This is a genomic window from Chloroflexota bacterium, from assembly GCA_013152435.1.
In the GTDB taxonomy this organism is placed as follows: Bacteria; Chloroflexota; Anaerolineae; order DUEN01; family DUEN01; genus DUEN01.
In genome coordinates, this window is the sequence record JAADGJ010000017.1 from 1 (window position 1) to 23,775 (window position 23,775).

At 63.4% G+C, this 23,775-nt stretch carries 16 protein-coding genes and 1 pseudogene; 12 read left to right on the plus strand and 5 right to left on the minus strand.

What is annotated here, in order from left to right:
- From GXP39_02345 to GXP39_02365, 5 genes are all read left to right on the plus strand, one after another.
- A partial coding sequence (locus tag GXP39_02345; GenBank protein NOZ26876.1) for a glycoside hydrolase family 2 occupies nt 1-650 on the plus strand: 650 nt, incomplete at its 5' end.
- Nucleotides 651-772: 122 nt separating this feature from the next.
- A complete protein-coding gene (locus GXP39_02350) occupies nt 773-1,615 on the plus strand; it encodes a hypothetical protein (protein NOZ26877.1) in 843 nt (280 codons plus the stop codon).
- A 4-nt stretch (nt 1,616-1,619) separates the two neighbouring features.
- Nucleotides 1,620-4,373, plus strand: coding sequence for an ABC transporter permease (locus GXP39_02355; protein NOZ26878.1), 2,754 nt, complete (start codon nt 1,620-1,622; stop codon nt 4,371-4,373).
- 13 nt (nt 4,374-4,386) lie between these two features.
- A complete protein-coding gene (locus GXP39_02360) occupies nt 4,387-5,220 on the plus strand; it encodes an ABC transporter ATP-binding protein (protein NOZ26879.1) in 834 nt (277 codons plus the stop codon).
- A 38-nt stretch (nt 5,221-5,258) separates the two neighbouring features.
- Nucleotides 5,259-7,526: a response regulator gene (locus GXP39_02365; protein ID NOZ26880.1), complete on the plus strand. Its 2,268-nt coding sequence runs from the start codon at nt 5,259-5,261 to the stop codon at nt 7,524-7,526.
- Here GXP39_02365 and GXP39_02370 read toward each other — a convergent pair.
- Nucleotides 7,459-8,703: a response regulator gene (locus tag GXP39_02370; protein ID NOZ26881.1), complete on the minus strand. Its 1,245-nt coding sequence runs from the start codon at nt 8,701-8,703 to the stop codon at nt 7,459-7,461. The two genes, GXP39_02365 and GXP39_02370, sit on opposite strands and share 68 nt — an antisense overlap.
- Nucleotides 8,704-8,943: 240 nt before the next feature.
- Here GXP39_02370 and GXP39_02375 point away from each other — a divergent pair, with 240 nt between their 5' ends.
- The 4 genes from GXP39_02375 (at nt 8,944) to GXP39_02390 (ending at nt 15,036) form a co-directional block, all read left to right on the plus strand.
- Nucleotides 8,944-10,350, plus strand: a complete 1,407-nt coding sequence (locus tag GXP39_02375; protein NOZ26882.1) for an extracellular solute-binding protein — start codon at nt 8,944-8,946, stop codon at nt 10,348-10,350.
- Between the two features lie 68 nt (nt 10,351-10,418).
- Nucleotides 10,419-11,330: a sugar ABC transporter permease gene (locus GXP39_02380; GenBank protein ID NOZ26883.1), complete on the plus strand. Its 912-nt coding sequence runs from the start codon at nt 10,419-10,421 to the stop codon at nt 11,328-11,330.
- Nucleotides 11,331-11,386: 56 nt separating this feature from the next.
- Nucleotides 11,387-12,262: a carbohydrate ABC transporter permease gene (locus GXP39_02385; GenBank protein ID NOZ26884.1), complete on the plus strand. Its 876-nt coding sequence runs from the start codon at nt 11,387-11,389 to the stop codon at nt 12,260-12,262.
- A 266-nt stretch (nt 12,263-12,528) separates the two neighbouring features.
- Complete coding sequence (locus GXP39_02390) at nt 12,529-15,036, plus strand: alpha-mannosidase (GenBank protein ID NOZ26885.1); 2,508 nt, start codon at nt 12,529-12,531, stop codon at nt 15,034-15,036.
- Here GXP39_02390 and GXP39_02395 read toward each other — a convergent pair.
- Nucleotides 15,011-15,220: a hypothetical protein gene (locus tag GXP39_02395; protein ID NOZ26886.1), complete on the minus strand. Its 210-nt coding sequence runs from the start codon at nt 15,218-15,220 to the stop codon at nt 15,011-15,013. The genes GXP39_02390 and GXP39_02395 overlap by 26 nt on opposite strands.
- Nucleotides 15,221-15,308: 88 nt before the next feature.
- On the opposite strand from GXP39_02395, the gene GXP39_02400 reads away from it, so the two are divergent.
- The 3 genes from GXP39_02400 to GXP39_02410 all read left to right on the plus strand — a co-directional run bounded on the left by GXP39_02400 (nt 15,309) and on the right by GXP39_02410 (nt 19,396).
- Nucleotides 15,309-16,784 (plus strand): sulfatase-like hydrolase/transferase, encoded by a 1,476-nt coding sequence (locus GXP39_02400; GenBank protein ID NOZ26887.1) that lies wholly within the window; start codon nt 15,309-15,311, stop codon nt 16,782-16,784.
- Nucleotides 16,781-18,214: a sulfatase-like hydrolase/transferase gene (locus GXP39_02405; protein NOZ26888.1), complete on the plus strand. Its 1,434-nt coding sequence runs from the start codon at nt 16,781-16,783 to the stop codon at nt 18,212-18,214. The genes GXP39_02400 and GXP39_02405 overlap by 4 nt, the downstream gene beginning before the upstream one ends.
- An 81-nt stretch (nt 18,215-18,295) precedes the next feature.
- Nucleotides 18,296-19,396: an NUDIX domain-containing protein gene (locus tag GXP39_02410; GenBank protein ID NOZ26889.1), complete on the plus strand. Its 1,101-nt coding sequence runs from the start codon at nt 18,296-18,298 to the stop codon at nt 19,394-19,396.
- A 26-nt stretch (nt 19,397-19,422) separates the two neighbouring features.
- On the opposite strand, the gene GXP39_02415 is transcribed toward GXP39_02410, so the two are convergent.
- The 3 genes and pseudogenes from GXP39_02415 to GXP39_02425 form a co-directional block, all read right to left on the minus strand.
- Nucleotides 19,423-20,787: a pentapeptide repeat-containing protein gene (locus tag GXP39_02415; protein ID NOZ26890.1), complete on the minus strand. Its 1,365-nt coding sequence runs from the start codon at nt 20,785-20,787 to the stop codon at nt 19,423-19,425.
- Nucleotides 20,788-21,367: 580 nt separating this feature from the next.
- Nucleotides 21,368-23,020 (minus strand): matrixin family metalloprotease, encoded by a 1,653-nt coding sequence (locus GXP39_02420; GenBank protein ID NOZ26891.1) that lies wholly within the window; start codon nt 23,018-23,020, stop codon nt 21,368-21,370.
- Between the two features lie 621 nt (nt 23,021-23,641).
- Nucleotides 23,642-23,775, minus strand: a pseudogene (locus tag GXP39_02425) (DNA recombination/repair protein RecA).

The window sequence follows — 23,775 nt, forward strand, 5'->3', positions numbered from 1 at the left end:
TGGCATACAACAGCGGCGAGGCGCGACAGCGCTGGGAATTCCATGACTTCCAGCCGCAGGAGACCTTCGAGATCGCCCGGATCGATCGGGGGGATACCATCGAGGCGTTCGTCTCCAACTCGCAGGCGTACCAAGCCAACCTGCTGCGCTTCGCGACGGAGGCATACCGCCGCCGCAAATACGATCAGGTCCAGGGCATCTTCCAGTTCATGTTCGTGGATGACTGGCCGAGCATCACATGGGCCGTTGTCGACTACTACCGGCGCCCCAAGCTCGGCTACGCCTATCTGCGGACGGCCATGCAACCGGTGCTCCCCAGCATCGACGCCGCGCTGCCCGACCGCCTGGACCGGGCCACATGGGTCTACCGGGACCCCACGCGGTTCTGGTTCACCCTGTGGGTGGTGAACGACCTGCACCGTCCCTTCCCGGGCGCCATGCTACGCTGGGAGATCCGCATGGGCGATCGTTCCGTGATGGGAGGACAGGAGCGTGTGGATGTTCAATCGGACGCCTCCCAGGAGATCACGACGATCACGAACCTGAGCCTGCCATCGGGCGATTACGAGCTGCGGGTGCAGCTGCTGAGCGAGACCGGCCAACGCCTGGGGGAGAACCGGCTGGCCTTCCGGATCGCCGCATCTAAATGATGGGGACCGCATTGTGAAGCTTGTTGACCGCAGGTGGAGCGTGGGAGCTCCACCTGCTATGAGGAACACAACCTTCCGCATAGCGTAACCTGACGCCGATGGAAACGTAGAGGGACCGCATCATGGACGCGAAGGCAACAGGAGAGGGATGGGCGCGATGGGGGATCGCGGCGATCATACTCGTCGCCTTCCTCGGGCTGATGGCCTATCAGTACGCGCCGGCCTGGCTCCCCAAGGCATTCCGGCTGACCCGGATCGGCCTCAGCCGAAGCGTCGAGCGCGTCTCCAGCCCTCACTTCGAGATCGATAACCGCTCGGACGCCAGCCCGGAGCAGATCCAGAAGCTGCAGAATCTCCTCGAGGAGCAATACGCTGTCCTGACCCGCTTCCTCCGCCGGGAGCCACCGGAGCCGATCCAGGTGGAGGTGCTGCAAGAGGGGAACCTTCCCGCCCTCCCGGTCGACGGGCACCTGCAGCTCTCCTACAACGGGTACGTGGACACCGAGATGGCCGGGCTCGCGCTGGGAATTCTCATCGCGGGGAAGCCGGATCCGATCTTCGCGTCCGGCGGCGTGGCCCTGTACGCGCTGGAGGAGATGGACATGCTCCCCGTGTCCATCCACCAGAAGAGCGACGCCTGGGTCACGTGGCTCGTGCAGAGGGACCAGCTGCTTCCGTTGGAGCAGGCGCTTGACGTGAGCTGGACCTCCCCGCCGGCGGATATCCTCCGTTCCGTGGTGGAGGGCGCCTCCTTCAGCCGATGGTTGGTCGCCCGAGCGGGATGGGACGCCTATTGGCAGTGGTTCGATGGGGCGGATTTCGAATCGACGTTCGGGATGCCGCCATCGGAGGCGGAGGCCGCGTGGCTGTCCGACGTCCTGGCGCAGGAGCTGGAGCCCCTTCCCTGCGGCGCGGCGCTCAGCGGCAGCCTTTCCCGGGTGGTCTGTCGGGAACTGGAGCGATAGTCGTATGTACTCGCTGTCCAATCTCATCGCCATCGCCTATTTCCGTGTCCGGGGGAACCTCGGCCATCGCCTCGCTCTGGCCCTGGGCGTGCTGCTGGCCGCGCTCGTCGTCAGCGCCAGCATCCTCTACGCCGAGGCTGCCGGCCTCGCCGTCCTGCGGGATCGGCTGTCGCAGGCCCAGACACGGTACGATCTCATCGTCAAGGGGACCCGAGAGCTGGTGGATCCCCGAAGCTATGAGGAGACCACCCGGCTCCTCTCGGAGCAGATCCCGACGGCCATCGGGATCCCGATCACCGTCCAGGGTCGCCACGGCCTGTCGCGATCGCTGGTCATGGTGCGCGAGGGAGAGCAGGCTCGGGGCAATTATGTGAACCTCCCCCGGGCCCGGGTACAGTTCTACGCCGACTACCAGGGGCTGGTGGATGTCGTCGAGGGGCGATGGCCCGAGCCGGTACGGGATCCCCAGCGGGATCTGGAGGCGCTCATCACCCGCGACTTCGCGGAGAAGATGAAGCTGTCCGTCGGGGATCGAGTCCGCCTGGAGCTTTTCCAGGGGCAGGAGCGGCCCCAGGGCGTGTGGGTGCGCGTCGTGGGCATCACCGCGCCGCGCGCCCAACCGGACACCCGGGCCCTGTACTACGCCCCGCATTTCCTGGACGAGAGCTTTCTGGTCCCCGAGGAGACGTTCTTTCGCGCCCTGACCGTGGCCATCGTCCCGGCGCAGGCGGAGTTCACCTGGGTGTACAACCTGGACATCGGGCAGATCACCGTGGACAACGCCGCGGCCGTCCTGGCGGGCATCGACCGCTACCGATTCCTGGTGACCAGCCAGCTGGACGATATCCAGTTTCTGACCACGCTGGACAACGCGCTCCAGGATTACCGGAAGAACACGGCCGTTCTGAGAGCGATGCTCCTGCTCTTCGGCGCGCCGGTTGTGGGCATCGCCTTCTATTACGTGGTGATGGCGGCCAGCCTCATCGTGTTCACCCAACGAGAGGAGATCGGGGTGCTCAAGAGCCGGGGCGCCAGCACCTCTCAGATCCTCCTCCTCTACGTCTTCGAGATATTCGCCCTGGCTCTGCTCGCCGTCCTGATCGTGCCCCCGCTGGCGATCCCGGTCGCCCAGGCCATCGCCCACGCCAGCAGCTTCCTGCGGTTCGATCTGCCTCGCTCGGTGCCCGTGACGTTGCGCCCGGCCATTCGCGGGTACGTGCTACTGACCGCGCTGCTAGCCGGCCTGGCCATCCTCTTGCCCGTGATCCGGGCCTCCCGGGAGAGCATCGTGACGGTGAAGCAAAGTCGCGCCCGCCCACGGGAAACCCGGCTGGCCCATCGCGTCTACCTGGATATCCTGCTGCTGATCCTGGCGGCGATCGGCTACCGCACGTTGACCCAGAGCGGGTCCATCGTCACGCGAGGGTCGGGCGGCGAGCTTCAGATCGATCCATTGCTGCTGGCCACGCCCGTGGTGGCGGCCGCCGGGCTGGGGCTCTTCTTCCTGCGCGTGGCGCCGTGGCTCCTGCGTGGCCTGGCGTGGATGGCCGCTCACTCGGATGGGCTGATCCTGGTCACCGCCTGGCGGGAGCTGAGCCGGCGCAGCGACGTGGCCTACGGGAGCCTGCTCCTGCTGCTGATCTTCACGCTGGCATTGGGGCTGTTCACCGCCTCCGTAGCGGGCACCTTCGACCTGAACTACGCCCATCAGGCTCTCTACCGCGCGGGGACGGATCTACGCGTGAGCCATTTCAACTTCGAGGCGCTGCGTTGGGAGATCAAGCCACTGGATTGGTACACCTCGCTGCCCGGCGTGCGGGCGGTCAGTCCGGCCCTGCGCGTCCGTCTGGTAGGGCGGCCCGCCGAGGTCCGGGCGAAGGGCACCCTGCTGGCCGTGGACCCAGAGACCTTTGCGGAGGCCGCGTGGTGGCGGGACGACTTCGCCTCCACCTCCCTGGCCGCCCTGCTGGACGTCCTGCGGCAAAACCCCAGGGGTGTATGGGCCAGCCAGGGCTTCGGCCGTCGGTACCGACTGCAGCCGGGCGATTCCTTTGACATGGACGTGGACGGGATACGCGTGGACTTCGTCTTCCTGGGGGAGATCCGCTACTTCCCCACGCTGGATCCGACGAAGGGGGACTTCGTCGTCGCGAACCTGAACTACGTCCAGGAGGCCACGGGGTTCCCGCCCGGGGAGGCGTGGCTGAAGATCTCGGGCGGCCAGCGCGCCCGAGAGCGCGTGAAGGCGATCCTGAACGGCCTGGGAGACACGCTCAACCTGGCGGATGGACACGAGCTCGCGGGCATCCGCGGCGACGACCCGCTGCGCACAGGGCTTTTCGGGGCGCTCTCCGTCGGGTTCATCGTGGCCACATTGCTCAGCGTCCTGGGGTTTCTCCTGTATGCTTATGTGACCATCCGGGCGCGCATGCTGCAGTTCGGCGTCCTGCGAGCACAGGGACTCCTCTCCGGGCAGCTGGCTGCCCTGCTGGCCGTGGAGCAGATCACCCTGGTGGGGCTGGGTGTGCTCACCGGCACGGCGCTAGGGGTGGGCAGCTCCGATCTCTTCACCCGTTTCCTGCGCGTCAGCATCATCGCCCGGGAGGCCGTCCCGCCCTTCCAGATCGTCACTCCCTGGGGACTGATGGCCCGCGTGTACCTGATCCTGGCGCTGATCCTGCTAGCCGGGCTCGTGACCACCATGATGATGCTGCGGCGCCTGCAGGTCTACGCGATCTTGCGGCTGGGGGAGGCATGAGATGAGCACGCCCCTGGTGATCTGCGAAGAGCTGGTGAAGATCTATCAATACGACGGCGTGGAAACCCTGGCCCTGAACGGGCTGAACCTGGAGGTGTACGAGGGCGAGGTGCTGGCCATCGTCGGCCCCAGCGGATCGGGGAAGAGCACCCTGATGAACATCCTGGGCGGGCTGGACCGCCCCACATCCGGCAAGGTCACGGTGGGAGACATCGATCTGCTGTCCCTCGATGACGCCGGACTGGTGCGGTATCGCCGGGAGGTGGTCGGGTTCGTCTGGCAACAGAACGCCCGCAACCTCCTCCCCTACCTGACGGCGCTGGAGAACGTCTGTCTGCCCATGCGCCTGGCCGGGCTTCCCCGGCACGAGCAGCTATCCCGGGCCTGGGCGTTGCTGGAGGCGGTGAGCCTGGAGGATCGCGCCCATCATCGCCTGATGGCCCTTTCCGGCGGGGAACAGCAGCGGGTGGCCATCGCCATCGCCCTGGCCAACAGCCCCGCGCTCCTGCTGGCCGACGAGCCCACCGGGTCTGTGGACAGCGAGACGGCCGCCCAGATCATCGACCTGTTCCGGCATCTGGGGCACGCCTTCGGCGTCACCGTCGTCATCGTGACCCACGACCTGCTGGTTGCCCAGCACACCGATCGGGCGGTGGAGATCCGGGATGGGCGCACATCCTTTGAGCGGGTGCGGCGCGGCAGGACGATGTTCGACGAGTACCTGATCGTGGACGAGGATGGACGCGTGCGACTGCCCCCGCACATCATCGAGCAACTGCGCATCGGCCGGCGCGTTCGCGCCCACCTGCGAGGGGACCACCTGGAACTCTGGCCGGTGAAAGAATGAGGCCAGTCGCGTGAGGTCAACGGTTAGTGGAGGGAAGCATGTGGTATCACCTGCTGACGTCACCTAAAGCTGCGCCCGAGTTCGCCCAATCCTCTGCGGAAGTGCTCTACGCGTCCACGCGTAATCTGATTCTCGCCACCTTCTGCATTTCCGCTTTCTTCATGGCGGCGGTCTCCATGAAGCGCCCCACCCCCACGGATCTGGTGACCTTTCCCCTCTTCGCGTTGGCGATGCTCGTCTGCCTGCTCGCCCTGTGGTTGCTTCAGAAAGAGCTCCTGCTCACCCAGATAGTGTGGCAGGGAGCGCTGGTCGGTCTGCTCATGTTGGCTATCTACCTCCTGGACGAGCCCATGTTGGGGTTCGGCCTAGCCCTGCTCCCCATGCTGGCCGTGGTCACCCTAGGCTGGCCAGCCGGCTTGATCGCCGAGGGCGGCGTGGCGATCCTGGCGTGGGGGCTCGCTCGCGGATGGCTCGCGCCCCCTCTACCTCTTTCCTACAGCCTCGGCATCGCGACTGGGGGGGCGATCAGTGGGCTACTGGGATGGGCAGCCACGCGCACGCTGTACACGATCACCCAATGGGCCCTCCTCGGCTTCGAACAGGCGCGGCGACAAATGGAAGAGGCGCGAAACCAACGCCTGGAGCTGGAACAGGTCAAGGAAGATCTGCTTCATGCCAACTGCGAACTGGCCAGGCTATCCGATCGTCTAAAGGCAATGTATCAGATCGCTGAGGAGGCGCGACGGGCCAAGGAGGAGTTCGTGGCCAATGTCAGCCACGAGTTGCGTACGCCCCTCAACATGATCATCGGCTTCGCTGAGATGATCACCCAGGCCCCGCAGATCTACGGCGACGCGCTCCCGCCAGCGCTCCTGGCCGATATCGCCGCGATCCAACGGAACAGCCAGCACCTGGCCCAGCTTGTAGATGACGTGTTGGACCTGAGCCAAGCCGAGGCGAGGAAGATGGTGCTGAGCAAGGAATGGGTCTCGCTCCAGGAGATCATCCACGCGGCGACCATCGCCGTGCAAGCCTTCTACGAATCCAAGGGGCTTTATCTGAAGGTGGATGTACCATCTGACCTGCCCACCGTCTTCTGCGACGAAACGCGTATTCGTCAGGTGATGCTCAATCTCCTGAGCAACGCCGGTCGCTTCACTGAGCGGGGGGGCGTTCAGGTAAGGGCATGGCGCGAAGATGACAGCATCATCGTTAGCGTCGCCGATACGGGGCCAGGTATCCCTCCGGAGAAGCAGGAGAAGATCTTTGAGCCATTCCAGCAACTGGACAATTCCATCCGGCGGGCCCATGGGGGCAGCGGCCTAGGCCTGAGTATCAGCAAGCGCTTCGTGGAGATGCATGGCGGCAGGATGTGGCTGGAGAGTGCCGTGGGCGAGGGGACGACCTTTTACTTTAGCCTGCCTTTGCACACGCCGATAGCCACCACGCCAGCACAGAGTGATGCCTTGCGCTGGTTCAACCCCTATCAGCCTTATGAGACCCGGATGAGACGCTCAAAGGCCCCACTCCCAGAGTTGCCCCCTCGATTCGTGCTGCTTGAGCGTCAGGGATCCTTACAACGACGGCTGCGGCATTATCTTGAGGAAGCCGAGATCATCCCCGTACGCACCATCGAGGAGGCCAAGCAAGAGTTGCACCGTATGCCAGCCCGAGCGCTGATCATCAACGAATTTCCCCCGTCGGAGATATCGGGGGGACAAGACGGGGTCGACAGCCTAGCCGATCTCCCCTATGGGACGCCGGTCATCGCATGTTGGGTCCCGGACGAGGGGACCGCGGCCAAGGAACTCGGCGTCGTGCAATACCTCGTCAAGCCGGTGAACCGGGAGACGTTACTGTCCGCCCTGGAGGATCTGGGGGAAGAGGTGGAGAGCGTGCTGATCGTGGACGACGAGCCCGAGGTAGTACGCCTTTTCTCCCGCATGATCGCCTCCGCAGACCGCTCCTATCGCGTACTCCGCGCAAACGACGGCCAGCGAGCGTTGGATCTGCTACGAGCGCGACGCCCCGACACGATGCTGTTGGATCTGATCCTGCCAGGGATGGATGGGTTTCAGGTCCTTCGCGAAAAACAGCGGGATCCTTCCATCCGGGACATCCCGGTCATCGCCATCTCATCGAGGGGCCCGATTGGCCAGCCCATCGTGAGCGATATGTTGCACGTGACACGCGGCGGCGGATTGTCCATGCGAGATCTGGCGGCCTGTATCGAGGCAGTCAGCGAGGCCCTGGTCCCATCCGATCGAGCTGGCGATCGAGCGCGCTTAGAAAAGCAGACCGCGTGACGGGCTTGCGCACGAAGTCGCTCGCGCCCAGGAGCAGGGCCAGATCCCGCTGGGCCAGGATAGTGCACACGATGATGGGGATATAGCTCGTGGCCGGGTGTTGCCGGAGACGCCCCAGGACCTCCCAGCCATCCAGGTGGGGCATCATCACGTCCAGGACGATGATCTGGGGCGAGATCTGGGTGGCAAGAGAGATGCCCTGTTCCGGGTCCCGCGTGCCCACCAGGCGATACCGGGTGGCCGTGGTATAGCGCTGGAATAGCTGCAGAGCATCTGCACTGTCATCGATGACCAGGACAGGGACCTGTTCAAGGGCGGGTGCGATGAGGGTGGCGTCGAACCCACGAATATCCGCTGAGAGGTTTAAGACGCAACCGCAAAGTTCGGCCAGATGGGAAGCGGTGTTGAGGTTCGTTGCGTCGTCCTTCTGGGGCGGCTTAGGGCCAGAGGGGTATTGGGGACACCGGATGCGCATCTCGATGTCCCAATGCAGAGGTCGGACTGAGAACTCCACATCGCCGCCTTCGGCTCGAGGGATCACCACACTGAACAGGTTGATCAGGATCTGACGCAGAGCCACGGAAGCGATCCCCACTTTTGGTAACTCGTCCACCATCGAAGTCTCAATGCGCACACGATACCGCTCAGCCAGCCTTTGGACCAGATCTAGCACAGTGGGGAGTACCTGTGCCAGATTGGTAAAATTCACGCCCCGCGACTCCCGGAACCAAGCGAGCTCCCGCTCAAGCGCCTCTAACGTCGTATCTCGGCTATCATGATCCAAAGGCCGATGCGATACGGCTTCCAATCCCTCTGATAGTCCGTACTGTTCCCACAGAAGATCGGCCAACGTCTCCTGGGCGGCGTTCTGCCAGCGCCGGAGATGGCGCTCCGTCACTCCCAACTGATCCGCAACCTCCTTGGCGCTTAACTGCTCTACATATCGATAAAACAGCGGTTCGTAAACACGCCAGGCCGGCGATTGAGGCGGCTCGCCAGGGGGCGGCTTCAGCGCCTCGATCGCGTCGATCAGGATTCGCTGCAGAGCCGAGGCTGTATCGAACCGCTCCGCTACGCCGAAGAGGGCGGCCAGCGGGTTCCGGCGCAAACGCTCCGGATTGTATAGGTGGTTGAGCGCATTCCGCAAATGTAGAAGGAATTCTTCTCTGGTTACCATGTCCGCTCGAATGTCCGATTTATGTCCGGACTCCCTCCAAGAGATCAAGTTATATTATAGAGGGATCAAACGATGCCCACAAGCCTCGTTCGTCTTATTATCCGCCGTACTTCAAACATAGGGATTCCCTAGGCACGCACCAAGGTCTCTTCCGACGTTCACGGCTTGCTCCCCAAATACAAGCGAGCGACTTCATCGTCTAAGCCCCCAAGAAGAAAGTAGGAAAGGAAGGAGGATACCATGTCCACTCAGCGCATTAGCAGACGGGATTTTCTCCGTTGGAGCGCCATCGGGTTAGGAGGAGCCTTCCTGGCCGCGTGCGCCGCGCCCACACCCCAAGCCCCTGCCGAGGAGGAGAAGCCTGCTCCTGAGGTGGCTGAAATTGAGCTGCCCGAAGTGGAGTGGTGGCATTCCTGGGGCGGCACCACAGGAATGGCAGCCTTAACAGCCGTGGAAGAGGCGTGGAACAGTAGGGAAGACAAGCCATTCCGCATCAAGCGCCTCCACGTCCCGGAAATGAACGACAAGCTGCTGACGGCCATCGCCGGAGGGACGCCTCCTGATGTGGGCGTCTGCTGCGTTGCGTATGCACAGCTCTACGCTCGCGGGGCCGTGATCCCGCTGGACGACTACATCGCCGCCAGCGAGGTGATCAAGAAAGAGGATTTCGTCTCCGGGCTCTTCGAGTCTATGACGTGGCAAGGGTCCACCTATGGCGTCCCCGCGTTGGAATGTGGACCTCGCTATGGCCTGATGTACAACAAGGCCCTGGTCGCCGAGGCCGGCCTGGACGAGGCGAACCTGCCGCAGACCTGGGATGAGATGTTCGAGTGGCACAAGGCGCTCACCAAGTTCGACGAGGCCGGAAATCTGGAGATCGTGGGCTTCGACCCGCGAGATGCCACCGCCGGCGTTGGCCCCCGCACGAACATCCCCATGTTCTGGGGCGTCACCTACGGCCTTGAGGTGTGGGATCAGGACACAATGAGCTTCTACTTCGACGATGAGCGATTCATCAGGGCCCTGGAGACGATCAAGAAGTTCTACGACTACGTCGGCGTGGAGAAGATGGAGGCCTTCCGCGACAGCTATGGCGGCTGGACGCAGAGCCCGTCGGCTAGCTTCCCCAGCGGGGTCGAAGCCACGATCGTCACCGGCTACTACGCGCCCGGCGAGCTGGCCCATTCCGCACCGGACAAAGAATTCGGCGTCGGCTGGGCGCCGCGGCCGGAGGAGCGGCGCAACGTTAAGTTCCAATCCGTAGGCGGCCATCCGGCTTACATCCCCAACGGTGCCAAACATCCGAAGGAAGCCTTCATGTTCATTGAGTTCCTGACCACTGACAAGGTCGCGGAGATCATGTTCGAGACGACGGGCTGGCTCCCGGGCCGCAAGGCGTTCTACGATCCGAAACGCCCCGAGGCGCAGAAGTACGCCGGGTTATCCTGGTACCTTCAGTCAGTATCGGAGGCGGATGAGCTCTGGGCTGGTCCAGTGATCCCCATCGACGCCTTTGTGAATCAGGAGCGTGGCCGGGCGTTCGACGCGGTCATTTACGGCGACAAGACCCCGGAGCAGGCCGCCTTGGATCTGCAGCAGGCGTGCACCGAGGAGCTGAGGAAGCAGTTCCCGGATCTCGTCGGATAAAAGCGTCTCCAGGACAAGGGGCGTCCGCGGAGGACGCCCCTCATTTTCTTTGTCACGAGGGACAGACTATGCTCGCGACACGATGGCGTACGAATCGGTTACGAATCAAGGCTATTCTGACCGGACTCGGCTTCATCTCTCCCTGGCTGGTGGGATATATGACTTTCACGATCTATCCCATCATCGCCTCCCTGTACTACAGCTTGATGCGTTACGACGTCCTGCGCCCACCTCGTTTCATCGGGCTGGAGAACTATCTCGAACTGCTCACCAAGGACACGATCTTCCGCACCGTTGTGTGGAACACCCTGTTCCTGGTCTTCATCGGGGTGCCAGCGGGGCTGGCCACGGCCTTCCTCCTGGCCTCCCTGCTCAATAAGGACATCAAGATCCGTCCCGTATTCCGGACGATCTTCTTCCTTCCCTCTCTTGTGCCCGCGGTGGCCTCAGCCGAGGTGTGGCGCTGGGTCTACAATACGAACTACGGGCTCATCAACTCCTTACTGAAAGGAATGGGGCTCAGTGTGATCCCCTTCCTATCATCCGTGCACCTGGCCAAGCCATCGCTGATCCTCATCCACATGTGGTCCCAGGGCACGGCCATCGTGATCTTCCTGGCCGCCCTGCAGGACGTGCCTCGATCGCTCTATGACGCGGCCTTGGTCGACGGCGCCAATGCCTTCCAACGGTTCTGGCATGTGACGATCCCCATGTGCACGCCGGCCATCCTCTTCGTCATGCTTACGGGCATGATCGGCATGTTCCAATATTTCACCCTAGGCTGGCTGCTCACCGAAGGCGGGCCTCACGAGGCAACGGAATTCTATAGCATCTACCTGTACCGGAACGCCTTCCAATATTTCAAGATGGGGTATGCGTCCGCGCTGGCATGGATCTTGTTTATCATCATTGTCACGTTCACCGTCCTCATCTTTCGTTCATCCGCGCGCTGGGTCTACTACGCCGGGGAAGAGCTTTGATGGTCATCGCTAGAGTTTCACTTTAGGAGGCTGATACGATGCAGCGAAGTGAGACCATGCGGGAAGATTCCATTCTTAAACAATGGCGGTTCAGCATCCCGCTCCTCAAGATCATTCAGCGGACGTTGCTATATGTCTTATTGATCGCCCTAAGCCTGATCTTCGCAGGTCCGCTCCTGTGGATGATCTCCACCTCGCTCAAGACCGATCCACAGGTTTACCACGTACCCCCCATCTGGATACCGAATCCTATCCGCCTCGCGAACTATCCAGAGGCGTTATCCGCCCGCCCGTTCGGGCTATATACCATGAACACGCTGAAATACGCCTTGTCTAGCGTTCTCGGCGTAGTGCTTTCGAACTCTTTGGTGGCCTATGGGTTCGCGCGCATCCAATGGCCCGGCCGCGATGTGTTCTTCTTCATCTGCATCTCGGCTATGATGATTCCCTTCCAGGTGCGCATGATCCCCCTCTACCTGATCTTCAAGGAGCTAGGATGGTTGAATACTTATAAACCCTTGATCATCCCTACCTATCTGGGAATGCCCTATTACATCTTCCTATTACGTCAATTCTATTTAACCATCCCGCAGGAGCTATCGGATGCCGCGCGTGTGGATGGCTGTTCCCATCTGGGCATCCTCCTTCGCATCATCCTGCCCCTGGCCAAGCCAGCCATCGCGGTGGTAGCCTTGCTGCAATTCATGGCCGCCTGGGATAACTTCCTGGGGCCTCTGATCTATCTGAGCGATGAGTCCCTCTACCCCATCGCTCTTGGCCTCCGGCAATTCCGAACGGCTTTCCAGGAGGAGCTGATGTGGCCTTATATGATGGCAGCTAGCACGGCCACCATTGCCCCCGTGATCCTCATCTTCTTCTTCGTACAGCGGACCTTCGTGGAGGGTATCACCATCACCGGCATCAAGGGATAGGTCCGTGCAATCGTTGCTTCAACGGCCTTCTCGCATTGTGCCGATAAACGCATGAGGGGCTCACAAGGGCCGCCCTTACATGAGCTGCTCACGTAGGGGCAGCCCTTGTGGCCGCCCCATGCACATCCACCGAACAGCACAGATGGGAGCCCTCACCTGCCATCATCTCCTATCCGAGAGCGGTCACATCAAGGGTGTCATTGCCATAATGTTGTCGTCTATGCTAGTATGAACGAGTCCAACCTTGCCATATTATCGAGGAGACAATGAGGAAGATCACCGTACACATGATCGGTCAGGCCCATCTGGATCCCGTGTGGCTCTGGCGTTGGACGGAGGGCCGGGCCGAAGCGTTGGCCACCAGCCAGTCGGCGGTGGATCGGCTTCACGAGTACCCCGATTTCCACTTCACTCGAGGAGAGGCCCAGGTTTACCAGTGGATCGAGTGGGAGAACCCCGAGCTCTTTCGCCAGATCCTCGCCCTTATCCACCAGGGGCGATGGCATGTCGTCAACGGCATGGTGGTCCAGCCGGACATGAACCTGCCTCAGGGTGAATCCTTCGTGCGCCAGATCCTGCTGGGCAAGATCTACATGCGCGAGCATCTGGGCGTGGAGCCGCACATCGCCTATTGCGTGGACAGCTTCGGACACGCGGGCACGCTGCCCCAGATCCTCAAGAAATGCGGCTTCGACGCCTACGTCTTTATGCGGCCCGGCCCCCACGAGAAGGAGCTTCCCGCCAACGTCTTCTGGTGGCAGGCGCCCGACGGCAACCGCGTGCTGGCCTTCCGCATCATCCCCTCCTATGCGACCCGGCCGCAGGACCACTCGGAGCACATCTCGGAGGCCATCGAGGCGACCCCACCGCAGCTCTCCCATACCATGTGCTTCTTCGGCGTGGGCAACCACGGAGGCGGCCCCACCAAGCAGCAGATCGAGAACATCCAGGCTATCGCCCGCTCCCGCGACGATGTGGAGATCCGGTTCAGCTCGCCCGAGGCCTACTTCGCGGCCATCGCGCCGGAGGCGGAGGCCCTGCCGGTGGTGGCCGAGGAGCTGCAGTTCCACGCCGTCGGCTGCTACTCCGTCGTCAGCGAGCTGAAGCGTGCCCACCGCCAGGCGGAGTGCAGCCTGCTGGTGGCGGAGCGTATGGCCGCCCTGGCGGAGCTGTGGGCCGATCGGCCGGCGCCCAGGGAGCGGCTGCGTGCCCTCTGGCATGACCTCTGCTTCAACCAGTTCCACGACACGCTGGGGGGGACGTGCATCAAGGAGGCGACGGACGAGGCCATCATGGCCTTCGGTCGGGTCATCCTGGGCGCCCGGGAGATCGCCGACGACGCCGGTCGTGCCATCGCCGCCCGGGTGAACACCGCCGGCCCCGGCGGCACGGTGGTGCTCTTCAATCCGTTCGCCGAGCCCATCACGCCATACGTGGAATACGAGCCGTGGACGGACAGGCGCCCCTGGGAGGCTGAAGGCTGGGGGCTGGTCGATGAGAAAGGCCATCCCGTCCCATACCAACTGATCGAGACTCACGAGGCCCTCTCCACCCCGCGCCGTGGCATCAAACGGCTCGTCTTCCAGGCCAAGCTACCCCCTCTGGGATACCGCGTCTACCGATTCATGCCGAACGCCCCGCGAGCCGCCATCGACGAGGAGGACGTGTGGGCGACGACGACCACGTTGGAGAACGATCGTCTGATCCTCCGTCTGGACCCCGACACGGGGAACATCATCTCCTGCGTGGATAAGGATAGCGGGTTAGAGCTGGTGGGCCCGGATGGGTGGAATGTGCCCCAGGTGCTGAAGGACACCAGCGATACCTGGTCCCACGGCGTGCGGCGCTTCGACCAGGTGATCGGCACCTTCGGAAACGCTCGGATCACCGTCTGCGACAACGGCCCCCTCCAGGCCTCGATCCTGGTGGAGCGCCATCACGAGGAGAACGTCTGGCTACAACAGATCATCCTGCGCCGGGGGGAGGCCGAGATCCTGGTGCGGAACTGGCTGACCTGGCAGGGACACTGGACCATGCTGAAGCTGGCCTTCGACGTGCCCACCGATGCCCCCCAGGCCGCCCACGACATCCCCTTCGGCTGGTGCTGCCGCCCCTGCGACGGCAGCGAGGTCCCCACCCAGATGTGGATGGACGTCAGCGGCCCGGCCCGGGATCAGCCTGACCAGGTGATCGGGCTGGCGGTGCTCGACGACGGCAAATATGGCTGCGATGTGCGGGGCAGCGTGATGCGGCTGACGATCCTGCGCAGCCCGCCCTACGCCTACCACATCCCCCACCCCATCGGCACCAAGCATCGCTACGACTGGATCGATCAGGGCCAGCAGGAATTCACCCTGGTGCTCCGGCCCCATGTGGGCGATTGGCGAGATGCAGGGGTTGTCCACCGCGCTCGGGAACTCAACCTTCCCCTCGTGCCGATCACCATGCACTGTCATGAGGGGGAGTTGCCGCCCGTGGCCTCGCTGATGGAGATCACATCACCGGAGATGGAACTCACGGCGTTGAAGCCGGCTGAGGACGGCGATGGATACATCGTTCGCGTCGTCGATCGTCACGGCCGCGGGGGTAAAGGGGAGCTACGGTGGCGGGAGGAGCGATTCCCGCTGAGCCTCGCCCCCTTCGAGGTGGTGACGCTGCGATTGGCCCATCGCGAGAGCCGCTGGCAAGCCATTCCCTGCGACATGATCGAGCAGCCGTTGAAGGGATTATCCCAGGTTAGAGAGCCCATTATCGACGTTCCTGATAAGCCTTGATCTTCTCGTATAGGGTCGTTACCGTTTCATCGCGAAAGTGCTCGTCTCGCCAACGCAGGTAATCACCATGTCCTACTTGCCAATTGGCCCAGAAACGAGCGACCTTAGACGGACTCAGATGCTGCAACAACACCTGATATGCTTCCCGTAACACCTCGCCTTCGGCGAGAACCTTAATGTCCATTATCCCTCTCCCATCACATTTCTAGCTAGATTTTGATGATAACCTGCGTTTTCCAAATACGCAACTGTTTTGATTGTAAGGAGGCATCATGTCCGATCGCCCCAACATCCTCATCTTCATGACCGACCAAGAGCAGGGGGCCGTGGTCGAGCCCGGCCATCCCTGTATGACCCCCAACGCGGATCGGCTGGCGCGTGAGGGCATCCTCTTTCGCCAGACGTATGCCCCCTACGCGCACTGCTGCCCCTCCCGCGCCACCTTCATGACCGGCCTCTACCCCAGCCGCCACGGCGTCTATAACAACGTGTGCACGCCCACGGCCATCCACTTCGGGCTGAACCCGGGCGTGGTCACCTTCTCCGAGTTGCTGCGTCAGTCCGGCTACCGCCTGGTCTACAGCGGGAAGTGGCACGTCAGCAACGAGGAAGGCCCCGCCGATCGCGGTTGGGACGAGCTGATCGTGACGGCGGGAAAGGGCTGCGCCTATCAGCACCACCGCAGGCCAGAGGAATGGCGCAGACGGGCGCAGGAGCCCGAAGAGATCGGCCCCCGCCGTCGCGGCCAGATCCTGCGCCCCGGCTGGGGCCACTACCAGCTCTACGGCGCCATCCCCGACGGCGGCCCCAAAGGCTACGAAGGATTGCAGGATTACGCCGTGGTCAAGGCCGCGGTGGACGCGCTGCCGGAGCTCGCACAAGGGGATGATCCCTGGGTGCTCTTCGTCGGCCCCGTCGGCCCTCATGATCCCTTCATCGTGCCCGAACGTTTCGCCCGCATGTACGATCCCGAGGATATCCCCCTCCCGCCGAGTTATCATGATACGCTGGAGGATAAGCCGCGAGTGTACCAGCGTATGCGCCGTCAGTACTGGAGCCAACTCACCGAGGACGAGGTGCGGGAATCCATCGCCCATTACTGGGCCTACTGCACTATGATGGATGCCCTCCTGGGCGAGGTGCTGGACGCGCTGGAGGCGACGGGCCAGGCCGAGGACACGCTGGTCATCTTTCTCTCCGACCACGGCGACTACTGCGGCGCCCACGGCCTCTACATGAAGGGCGTGCCCGCGTTCCGCGAGGCGTATCACGTCCCCTGCGTCATGCGCTGGCCCAAAGGCATCCGCAACCCCGGCCGTGAGATCGATGCCTTCGTCACGCTGGCTGACTTCGCGCCCACCTTCCTGGAGCTGGCTGGCGTCCCCGTGCCGGAGGGGCTCACCGGCCGCAGCCTCGTCCCCTTCCTGCAGGGCGAGGCGCTCGACGACTGGCCGGATACCTTCTATACACAGTTCAACGGGGTGGAGCTGTACTACACCCAGCGCGTCGTCATGACGCGGAAGTTCAAGTACGTCTACAACGGCTTCGACTTCGACGAGCTGTACGATTTGCGCAACGATCCGCATGAGATGGTCAACGTCGCCGGCCGTCCGGAATACCAGGGGATCAAGCGGGAGCTGGTGCGGCGGATGTGGCGCTTCGCGGCCGATCAAGGGGACGAACTGATCTTCAACCCATACGGCACCGTAGCCCTGGCCCCCTGGGGCCCCATGGAGGGATTGCGATGAACTTCATCTTCTTCATGCCCGATGAACTGCGCGCGGAGAGCGTCGGGTGTTATGGGCATCCGAACGCCGTCACGCCCAACATGGACGCGCTGGCGGCGGAGGGCGTGCGCTTCGACCAATGCCACGTGCAGCATCCCGTCTGCTCACCCTCCCGCTGCAGCCTGATGACCGGCTGGTATCCCCACGTGCGCGGCCACCGCACGCTCTGGCACCTGCTCCGGCCGGACGAGCCCAACCTGTTGCGCTATCTACGCCAGGCTGGCTACGACGTGATCTGGTTCGGGAGGAACGACCTGCTAGCCACCGAGACCTTTGCCGACTGCGTGACCACGGCTACCTCGCACGGAGGGCGGCCGTGGGACTTCCCCGCCTTCCCGCCTGACGACCCGCTCTTCTACAGCTTCCTCACCACCCCATGCACCAAGCCACTGGAGGAGCACACCGATTACGCGAACGTGCAGGCGGCCATCCGCTTCCTGCGCAGCAAGCCCCAACGGCCGTTTCTGCTCTACTTGCCACTGGTGTTCCCTCACCCGCCTTACGGCGCGCCGGAGCCGTGGCACCATCAGATCGATCCGGAGTCGCTGCCGCCGCTACGCCCGGCCGGGCTTCCCAACAAGCCGGATTACTTCGAGCTCATCCGGCGCAGCCGACGACTGGATCAGCTCACCGAGGCCGACTTCCGACGCATCAACGCCATCTACCTGGGAATGACCAGCTTCATCGATCATCTGTTAGGGCAACTGCTGGATGCCCTGGCGGATAGCGGGCTAGAGGATGAGACTACCGTCTTCGTGTTCTCCGACCACGGCGATTACGCGGGCGACTACGGATTGGTGGAGAAGTGGCCCAGCGCCATGGAGGACGTCATCACCCGGGTGCCGCTCATCATGCGCACGCCCGGCGGCGCGGCCGGACACATCGTTCCCGAGCCGGTAGAGCTATTCGACATCATGGCGACGGTCATGGAGCTGGCCGACATCGAGCCGCGACACACCCATTTCGCCCGCAGCCTCGTCCCGCAGCTTCAAGGCGCGCCGGGCGATCCTGACCGGGCCGTCTTCTGCGAGGGGGGCTACGCACGCCACGAGCCCCATTGCTTCGAGGGATGGCCACATCGCGATGTCTTCGCTCGTGACGAAAGGCATATCTACTACCCCAAGGGCAAGGTACAACAGGACCACCCGGACAGCGTCGGACGCACGGTGATGATGCGGACGCGCACGCACAAGCTGGTCTATCGCCCCACAGGCGTCTGCGAGCTGTACGATCTGCGGGAGGATCCACTGGAGCTACACAATCGTTATGAGGAGTCCGAGTACGCGAACATCCGGGCGGAGATGGAGTCGCAGATGCTAGCCTGGCTGGTGCAGACCAGCGACGTCACCCCATTCGACGAGGACCCACGGGGACTGCCCACCGGAGCGTAGGCCGTTGGAAACCCGGCTTCCTCGAGGAAGCCGGGCTTTTGTGCTTTTGGCGGTTTGCACAAGGGAGCGTACAATATTCTCATGAGCCCGAGATCGGCATTCCGTGGATTCCCACGGCGCACGTATACCTGGCGGCGGTTCTGGGATGATGTCCGCTACCTGCTGAGCCATCGCGCGGACATCCGGGCCGCGTTCCATGACGAGCGCATCAGTCGCGCCTTCATCGAGCGGATCATGCTGGCCGTCACCGGCGTGAACGGCTGCCGCTACTGCACATACTATCACTCCCGGCTGGCGCTGGAGCAGAACATCCCCCCAGAGGAGATCCAAGCGCTGCTGGCCGGGGATCTAGGAGCCATCCCCGCCGAGGAGGTCATCGCGCTGATCTACGCCCAACACTACGCTGAGACCGAGGGGCGCCCATCCCCAGAGGCGGAGCGACGCCTGGAGGAGACCTACGGCCCCGAGGTCAGTCAGCATATCCGCATCCTGATCCGCATGATCACCGTGGGTAACCTCTCCGGAAACACCTTGGATGCCTTCCTGTGGGCCCTGGGATTCCGTCCCGGCCCGCTTGAGGCACCCCGACTTCTCCGATCAGCTGGTAATACGATCGCCCGGCGGACGAAGTGGTTCCGGTACAAGGCACGGCAGATCGCCTCCGCGATCTCCGATTACTGGAAATTCTATATCCGCTCCACGCTCACCGAGCAGCGGAAGCGGTATACGGTTGCACAAGCGGTGGTCCTGCAAGATGGACAGGTTCTGCTGGTCAAGCGCACGGATCCCAGGGTGTGGGAACTGCCCGGAGGCGGGATCGAAAAGGGGGAGACGCCGGCCGAGGCGGTCATACGGGAGGTCTCTGAGGAGACGGGCATTCGGGTGAGGGTCGAGCGCGAGTTGGGCACATATCAGCGGTTGGGATTCCGCCCCCATGACAGCATCGTCTTCGTGTGCACGCCCATCGGCGGCACCGCGATCCCCGGCGAGGAGACGGTGGCCGTCCAATTCTTTCCTACAGACCGGCTCCCCTGGGGGCTGCTCCCCTGGTATCGAACGGTGATCCGGGACGCCATCCAGCCATCCGGCCCCCCGCAAATCCGCCGCCAGTGGCTAGGGGTGGGAACCCTCCTCATCAGCCTCCTTATCGTCCTGGGCGAACGCCTGCACCTGCTGGAGTGATGCGGCACGGCGCGCCCGGGATCCGATCACCCTCCCACGGTCCCGTCCGGCAGCGTGGCCCCTTGCAGGTTCGCACCCTCCAGGTCGGCATGCTCCCAATCGGCACCCCGGAGGTTGGCCCCGCGCAGATCAGCCTGGCGGAGGTTCGCATACCGCAGATTCGCCCCGGCGAGATTGGCCCCCTCCAGCCGGGCCCCCTCCAGGTTCGCATCGCGCAGCAGGGCCCCCTCCAGATTCGCCCCGCTCAGATCCACACCGGCCAAGTCAGCCCAACTCAAGTTCGCCTGTCGAAGGTCCCGGCCAACTCCCCCGCCGTTAGCAAGCTCCCAGACCAGCCGCCACTTGTCCGAGATGCGCGTGGACTCGTCCAGAACGGCCTGACGCAGGTCCGCGCTGCGTAACTCCGTGCCGGTCAGATTGGTCCCACGTAGATCCGCGCCGCGCAGGCTGGCCTGATGCAAACTAGCTCCGCTCAGATCCGCCCCGCGCAGATCCGCGCCGCTCAGATCCGCCCCACGCAGATCGGCCTCGACGAGGATAGCCCCGCGCAGATCGGCGTTCCGCAAATTCGCCCGCCGCAGGTACGCCTGCCGCAGATACGCATCGCTGAGATCCGCCCCCTCTAGATCCCGCTCCGCCCGCACCTGGTTGACGATCCGCCACACCAGGTGCCATCTCTCGTCCATGCGCGTCGCGTCGTCCAGGATCGCCCCCTGCAAAATGGCGCCTCGCAGATCGGCATTGGTCAGGTCGGCGCCCCGCAGATCGGCGTCCCGAAGATCAGCCCGGCGGAGGTCCGCACCGCGCAGGCTCACGCCGCGCAGGCCAGCCCCTCGCAGATCCGCACCGGACAGATCCCGCCCCTCTCCCCCCTGGTTGACCAGCTCCCAGACCAGGCGCCACCGGGGATCGATCTTCGTGTTCTCATCCAGGACAACGCCGCGCAGGTTCACCCGGGTCAGCTCGGTGTACTCCAGGTTGGCTCCACGCAAGTCGGCATCGGACAGATCGGCCTCAAGGAGCCGGGCCCCGCTCAAATCCGCCTCACGCAAATCCGCGCCGCTCAGATCCGCCCGATGCAACAGGGCACCGCGCAGATAAGCCCTCCGCAAATCCGCCTTCCGCAGGCGGGCGCCCTTGAGCTCGGCGAAGAAGAGGTTGGCCCCCTGCAGATTCGCCCCCTCCAAATCAGCCCCGGACATGTGCGCCATCCGCAGGTCGGCCTCCTGGAAGTCGGCACCCCGCAGATCGGCCTCCTGTAGATCGGCCTCCTTGCAGTCCGGCGGACACGAGGCCAGCGCCTCGCGCAGCGCCAGTCCCAACACGACCACCGCCACGATGAGAACCAACGGGACCACCAACAGGAAGATAAGTCGCAGGAAATCGCGCATGTAGAAGCACCCAAATACGACGTGAGATCGAGATTTTGTGAGCAAAATCTGCTGCCATTATGCCCGAACCACACCCGGGAGACAAATGGAGAGGTGATGGGATACAGGGCTTTCTCAAAGTCAGTGATGGAAATCGGGGTGGTAGGAACACCCCGCGTGTCGCCCGACGCAAGACATTCCCCTGATCATCGACCGCGGGAAAACGGCCCTCATCCCCCAAACCCCCTTCTCCCGGGCCCGGGAGAAGGGGGCTCAACGGCGGGTGGGGTACGTCTGGCCACGTTGTGTGCCGGGGGAAACCGAGAAGACGCGTATACAGACACGACACCTTGCCTCGTCCCTGCAGGCGCCATGTATGCCAATATGGACGTCGAACTTTGAAAAGGCCCTATGGTGGGATACACGTGGAGATACAAGTAGGAGATTCGGAGGGATGCGCCTTCGCGAGCATGCGGGGCAGGAAGTAAAGCTCCACTTCCGATCTGCCGAGCCCCAGATCGCCGATCTCGGCCCTCTCCGCAGGGGGCGGGCCGAGGCCGAACGGGTCAGAGACAAACGAAAGGCTTCCTCCGAAGGGGCGTTAACGCTCTTGAAGGAACATGGGCAGGAAGCTGGATTGGAGCGGATACAACACCAGGGCGAAGTCGGAGAATTGATCGCTCTGCGCGATGAGCTGATGCGCTTCCGGGTCGACCCAGCCGCCCGGCTGGGGCAGCAGGCGCTGCCACCCCTCTTCCCACCGATAGGCCAAGTTCAAATCACGCTCCTCCTGGCCCATAGCGGCGATCTCCTGCGGATCGTAGGAGACCACGATCCGATAAGGCACGGAGGCGGAGGGGATCGGGTCCCCATCGATCGTGCGCATGTCCAGCCGGAAACTGACCCCCGCGAACTGACCCGCCTCCTGCACGCCCGGATCGGGGGTGACGACCACATACTCCAGGAGGGCCGATTCGTTGACGGCCGCCGGCGGAACAACCACCTCGACCTGCTGGTCCGGGGAGACGAGGGATCCCCCCTGCTCCGAAATGAGGGTGGCCACCGAGTACGGGGTCGGCGTAGGAGTGGCCGTCGGCGTGGGCGTAGGCGTGGGCGTGTGGGTAGGTGTAGGTGTGTCGGTCGGCACGGGCGTGGGCGTCTCGGTCGGCGTAGGTGTGGGCGTCGGCGTATCGGTCGGGATGGGAGTTGGCGTCCAGGTCGGTGTGGGTGTGGGCGTATCCGTGGGAACCGGCGTCGGCGTGTCGGTGGCGGTCGGCGTCGGCGTGGGGGTCGACCCATCCTGCGGATAAATGCTACAGATGCCGGCGATATCATCCGGATGCAATGAGCGCTTCTTCGTCTCCCCATACGACGCGTACGCGTACATCGTCTTCTCGGTATCGCCGGATCCGTAGAGATCCGCTAGCACCAACGTATGCCCGATCTCATGCGTGGCCACATTCTGAACATCCACCCGATCCGGCTCGCCCCCGGTCCCCCAAAGCCAATCATCCTCAAACACGATGTCGAACTCGACCAGCTGGCCCGTCTCCGCGTAGAACCAGAAGTAGGTGGTCGCCAGCGATCCCTGCGTGTGCCCCCAGGAGACCACGTTGACGCCGTCAAAGGCCGCTCCGGAAAGGGAGGTCCTGCCGCGATACTGATAGCTCATATAGGAGCACGACACGTTCTGCCAGGTGTCGAAGGACGTGCGCACGGCCGCCTCTTCATCGGTGACATCCGGCGTGTTCGGATTGATGTAGTACGGGACCGGCAACTGCGCATCCGACCAGCGATAGCCCGCGTAGCTATAGGAGGGCGCCAGGAGCTCGCTCACCCGCCCGCCATCGATCTGCTCGACCCCTCGCTCGCCGCCCACGACCCCATACGCCCCATCAGCCTCCCGTTGGAGATGCAGACGAACGCGCTGGCCCGCCACAAGGCGAACGCCGTGGCTGAGCCGCAAGGCGATGTCGCCCACCTGTCCCCCCTCGTAGATCACGGAGATGGCCGGCCCGTCCACGCGGCCCTGCACCACCTCCTCCACGGCGACGGTGGCGCGGCTGAGGATCAATGTATGCTCTTCATTCCAGAAGCTCGTGACCTCCGTGACCCGCCCCTCCACAATGGCGTCTGCGAAGGGAAGTGACGCCTCCGGCAACGCCCCCTCCGCCCCCGCCGGGATTCGACCGTAGACGGGATGCGCGGATAGCAGCACGAAGAGGGCCAGGATAATGGCGAGAGATCGTCGCATACTTCAATAACCCTGTGATCTGGGATAATCCACCTGGGCGACTGGCAAAAGGGACGCCGAAATCCGGGAAACCCAGGCGATCCGCTCAGTCCACCCGCAAGGAGCACATCGCTCCCCACACCACCAGTCTACGTGATGCAACCAGCGATCGGCAATGGCGACGGCGTACCAGAGAAAGCCGCCCAGACGCGAACCGTGGGCTCCAGTGGGAGAAAACTCGGAGCACACGATGACGGACCGGAGGGGCAAGCGCCCTTCCCTTACCGCCCGGTGATCGTCACAAGGGCAAACGGGCGATACCATTACAAAGATACGTGGTTTTGTGGAAAGAGGCAAGTCTGCACGGGGCCGTCCGGGGATAAGATCCCGTAAGGGCGTGGATGGACGGCCGATCGCATTCCCATCCAAAACGAATATACCCGCCTCGTCGGCCCTGGGGCCGGACGAGGCGGGTACACACCCCGCATTCCCAACTCCGACGGGGCCCAGGACGAAAGCCGGGACCCCACCGGAGGATCAGGCCGCGTCAGCCACGAGCACCCCCTCTACCTCGCCATCACCCGATGCATCCACCGCGGGCACCTCGTCGGAAACGGGCAGAGCGGCCAGACCCAGTTCATCCCGCAGGGTCGCCTCGATCGCCTGACAGATATCCGGGTTCTCTCGGAGGAACTGCTTGGCGTTCTCACGGCCCTGTCCCAGTCGCACATCGCCATAGGAGTAGAAGGCGCCCCGCTTGCTCACCAACTCCATCT

Coding starts and splice junctions, on each gene's coding strand:
- GXP39_02350 (NOZ26877.1), top strand. CDS start 773: ATGGACGCGAAGGCAACAGGAGAGGGATGGGCGCGATGGGGGATCGCG.
- GXP39_02355 (NOZ26878.1), top strand. CDS start 1,620: ATGTACTCGCTGTCCAATCTCATCGCCATCGCCTATTTCCGTGTCCGG.
- GXP39_02365 (NOZ26880.1), top strand. CDS start 5,259: ATGTGGTATCACCTGCTGACGTCACCTAAAGCTGCGCCCGAGTTCGCC.
- GXP39_02370 (NOZ26881.1), bottom strand. CDS start 8,703: ATGGTAACCAGAGAAGAATTCCTTCTACATTTGCGGAATGCGCTCAAC.
- GXP39_02375 (NOZ26882.1), top strand. CDS start 8,944: ATGTCCACTCAGCGCATTAGCAGACGGGATTTTCTCCGTTGGAGCGCC.
- GXP39_02380 (NOZ26883.1), top strand. CDS start 10,419: ATGCTCGCGACACGATGGCGTACGAATCGGTTACGAATCAAGGCTATT.
- GXP39_02385 (NOZ26884.1), top strand. CDS start 11,387: ATGCGGGAAGATTCCATTCTTAAACAATGGCGGTTCAGCATCCCGCTC.
- GXP39_02390 (NOZ26885.1), top strand. CDS start 12,529: ATGAGGAAGATCACCGTACACATGATCGGTCAGGCCCATCTGGATCCC.
- GXP39_02395 (NOZ26886.1), bottom strand. CDS start 15,220: ATGGACATTAAGGTTCTCGCCGAAGGCGAGGTGTTACGGGAAGCATAT.
- GXP39_02400 (NOZ26887.1), top strand. CDS start 15,309: ATGTCCGATCGCCCCAACATCCTCATCTTCATGACCGACCAAGAGCAG.
- GXP39_02405 (NOZ26888.1), top strand. CDS start 16,781: ATGAACTTCATCTTCTTCATGCCCGATGAACTGCGCGCGGAGAGCGTC.
- GXP39_02410 (NOZ26889.1), top strand. CDS start 18,296: ATGAGCCCGAGATCGGCATTCCGTGGATTCCCACGGCGCACGTATACC.
- GXP39_02415 (NOZ26890.1), bottom strand. CDS start 20,787: ATGCGCGATTTCCTGCGACTTATCTTCCTGTTGGTGGTCCCGTTGGTT.
- GXP39_02420 (NOZ26891.1), bottom strand. CDS start 23,020: ATGCGACGATCTCTCGCCATTATCCTGGCCCTCTTCGTGCTGCTATCC.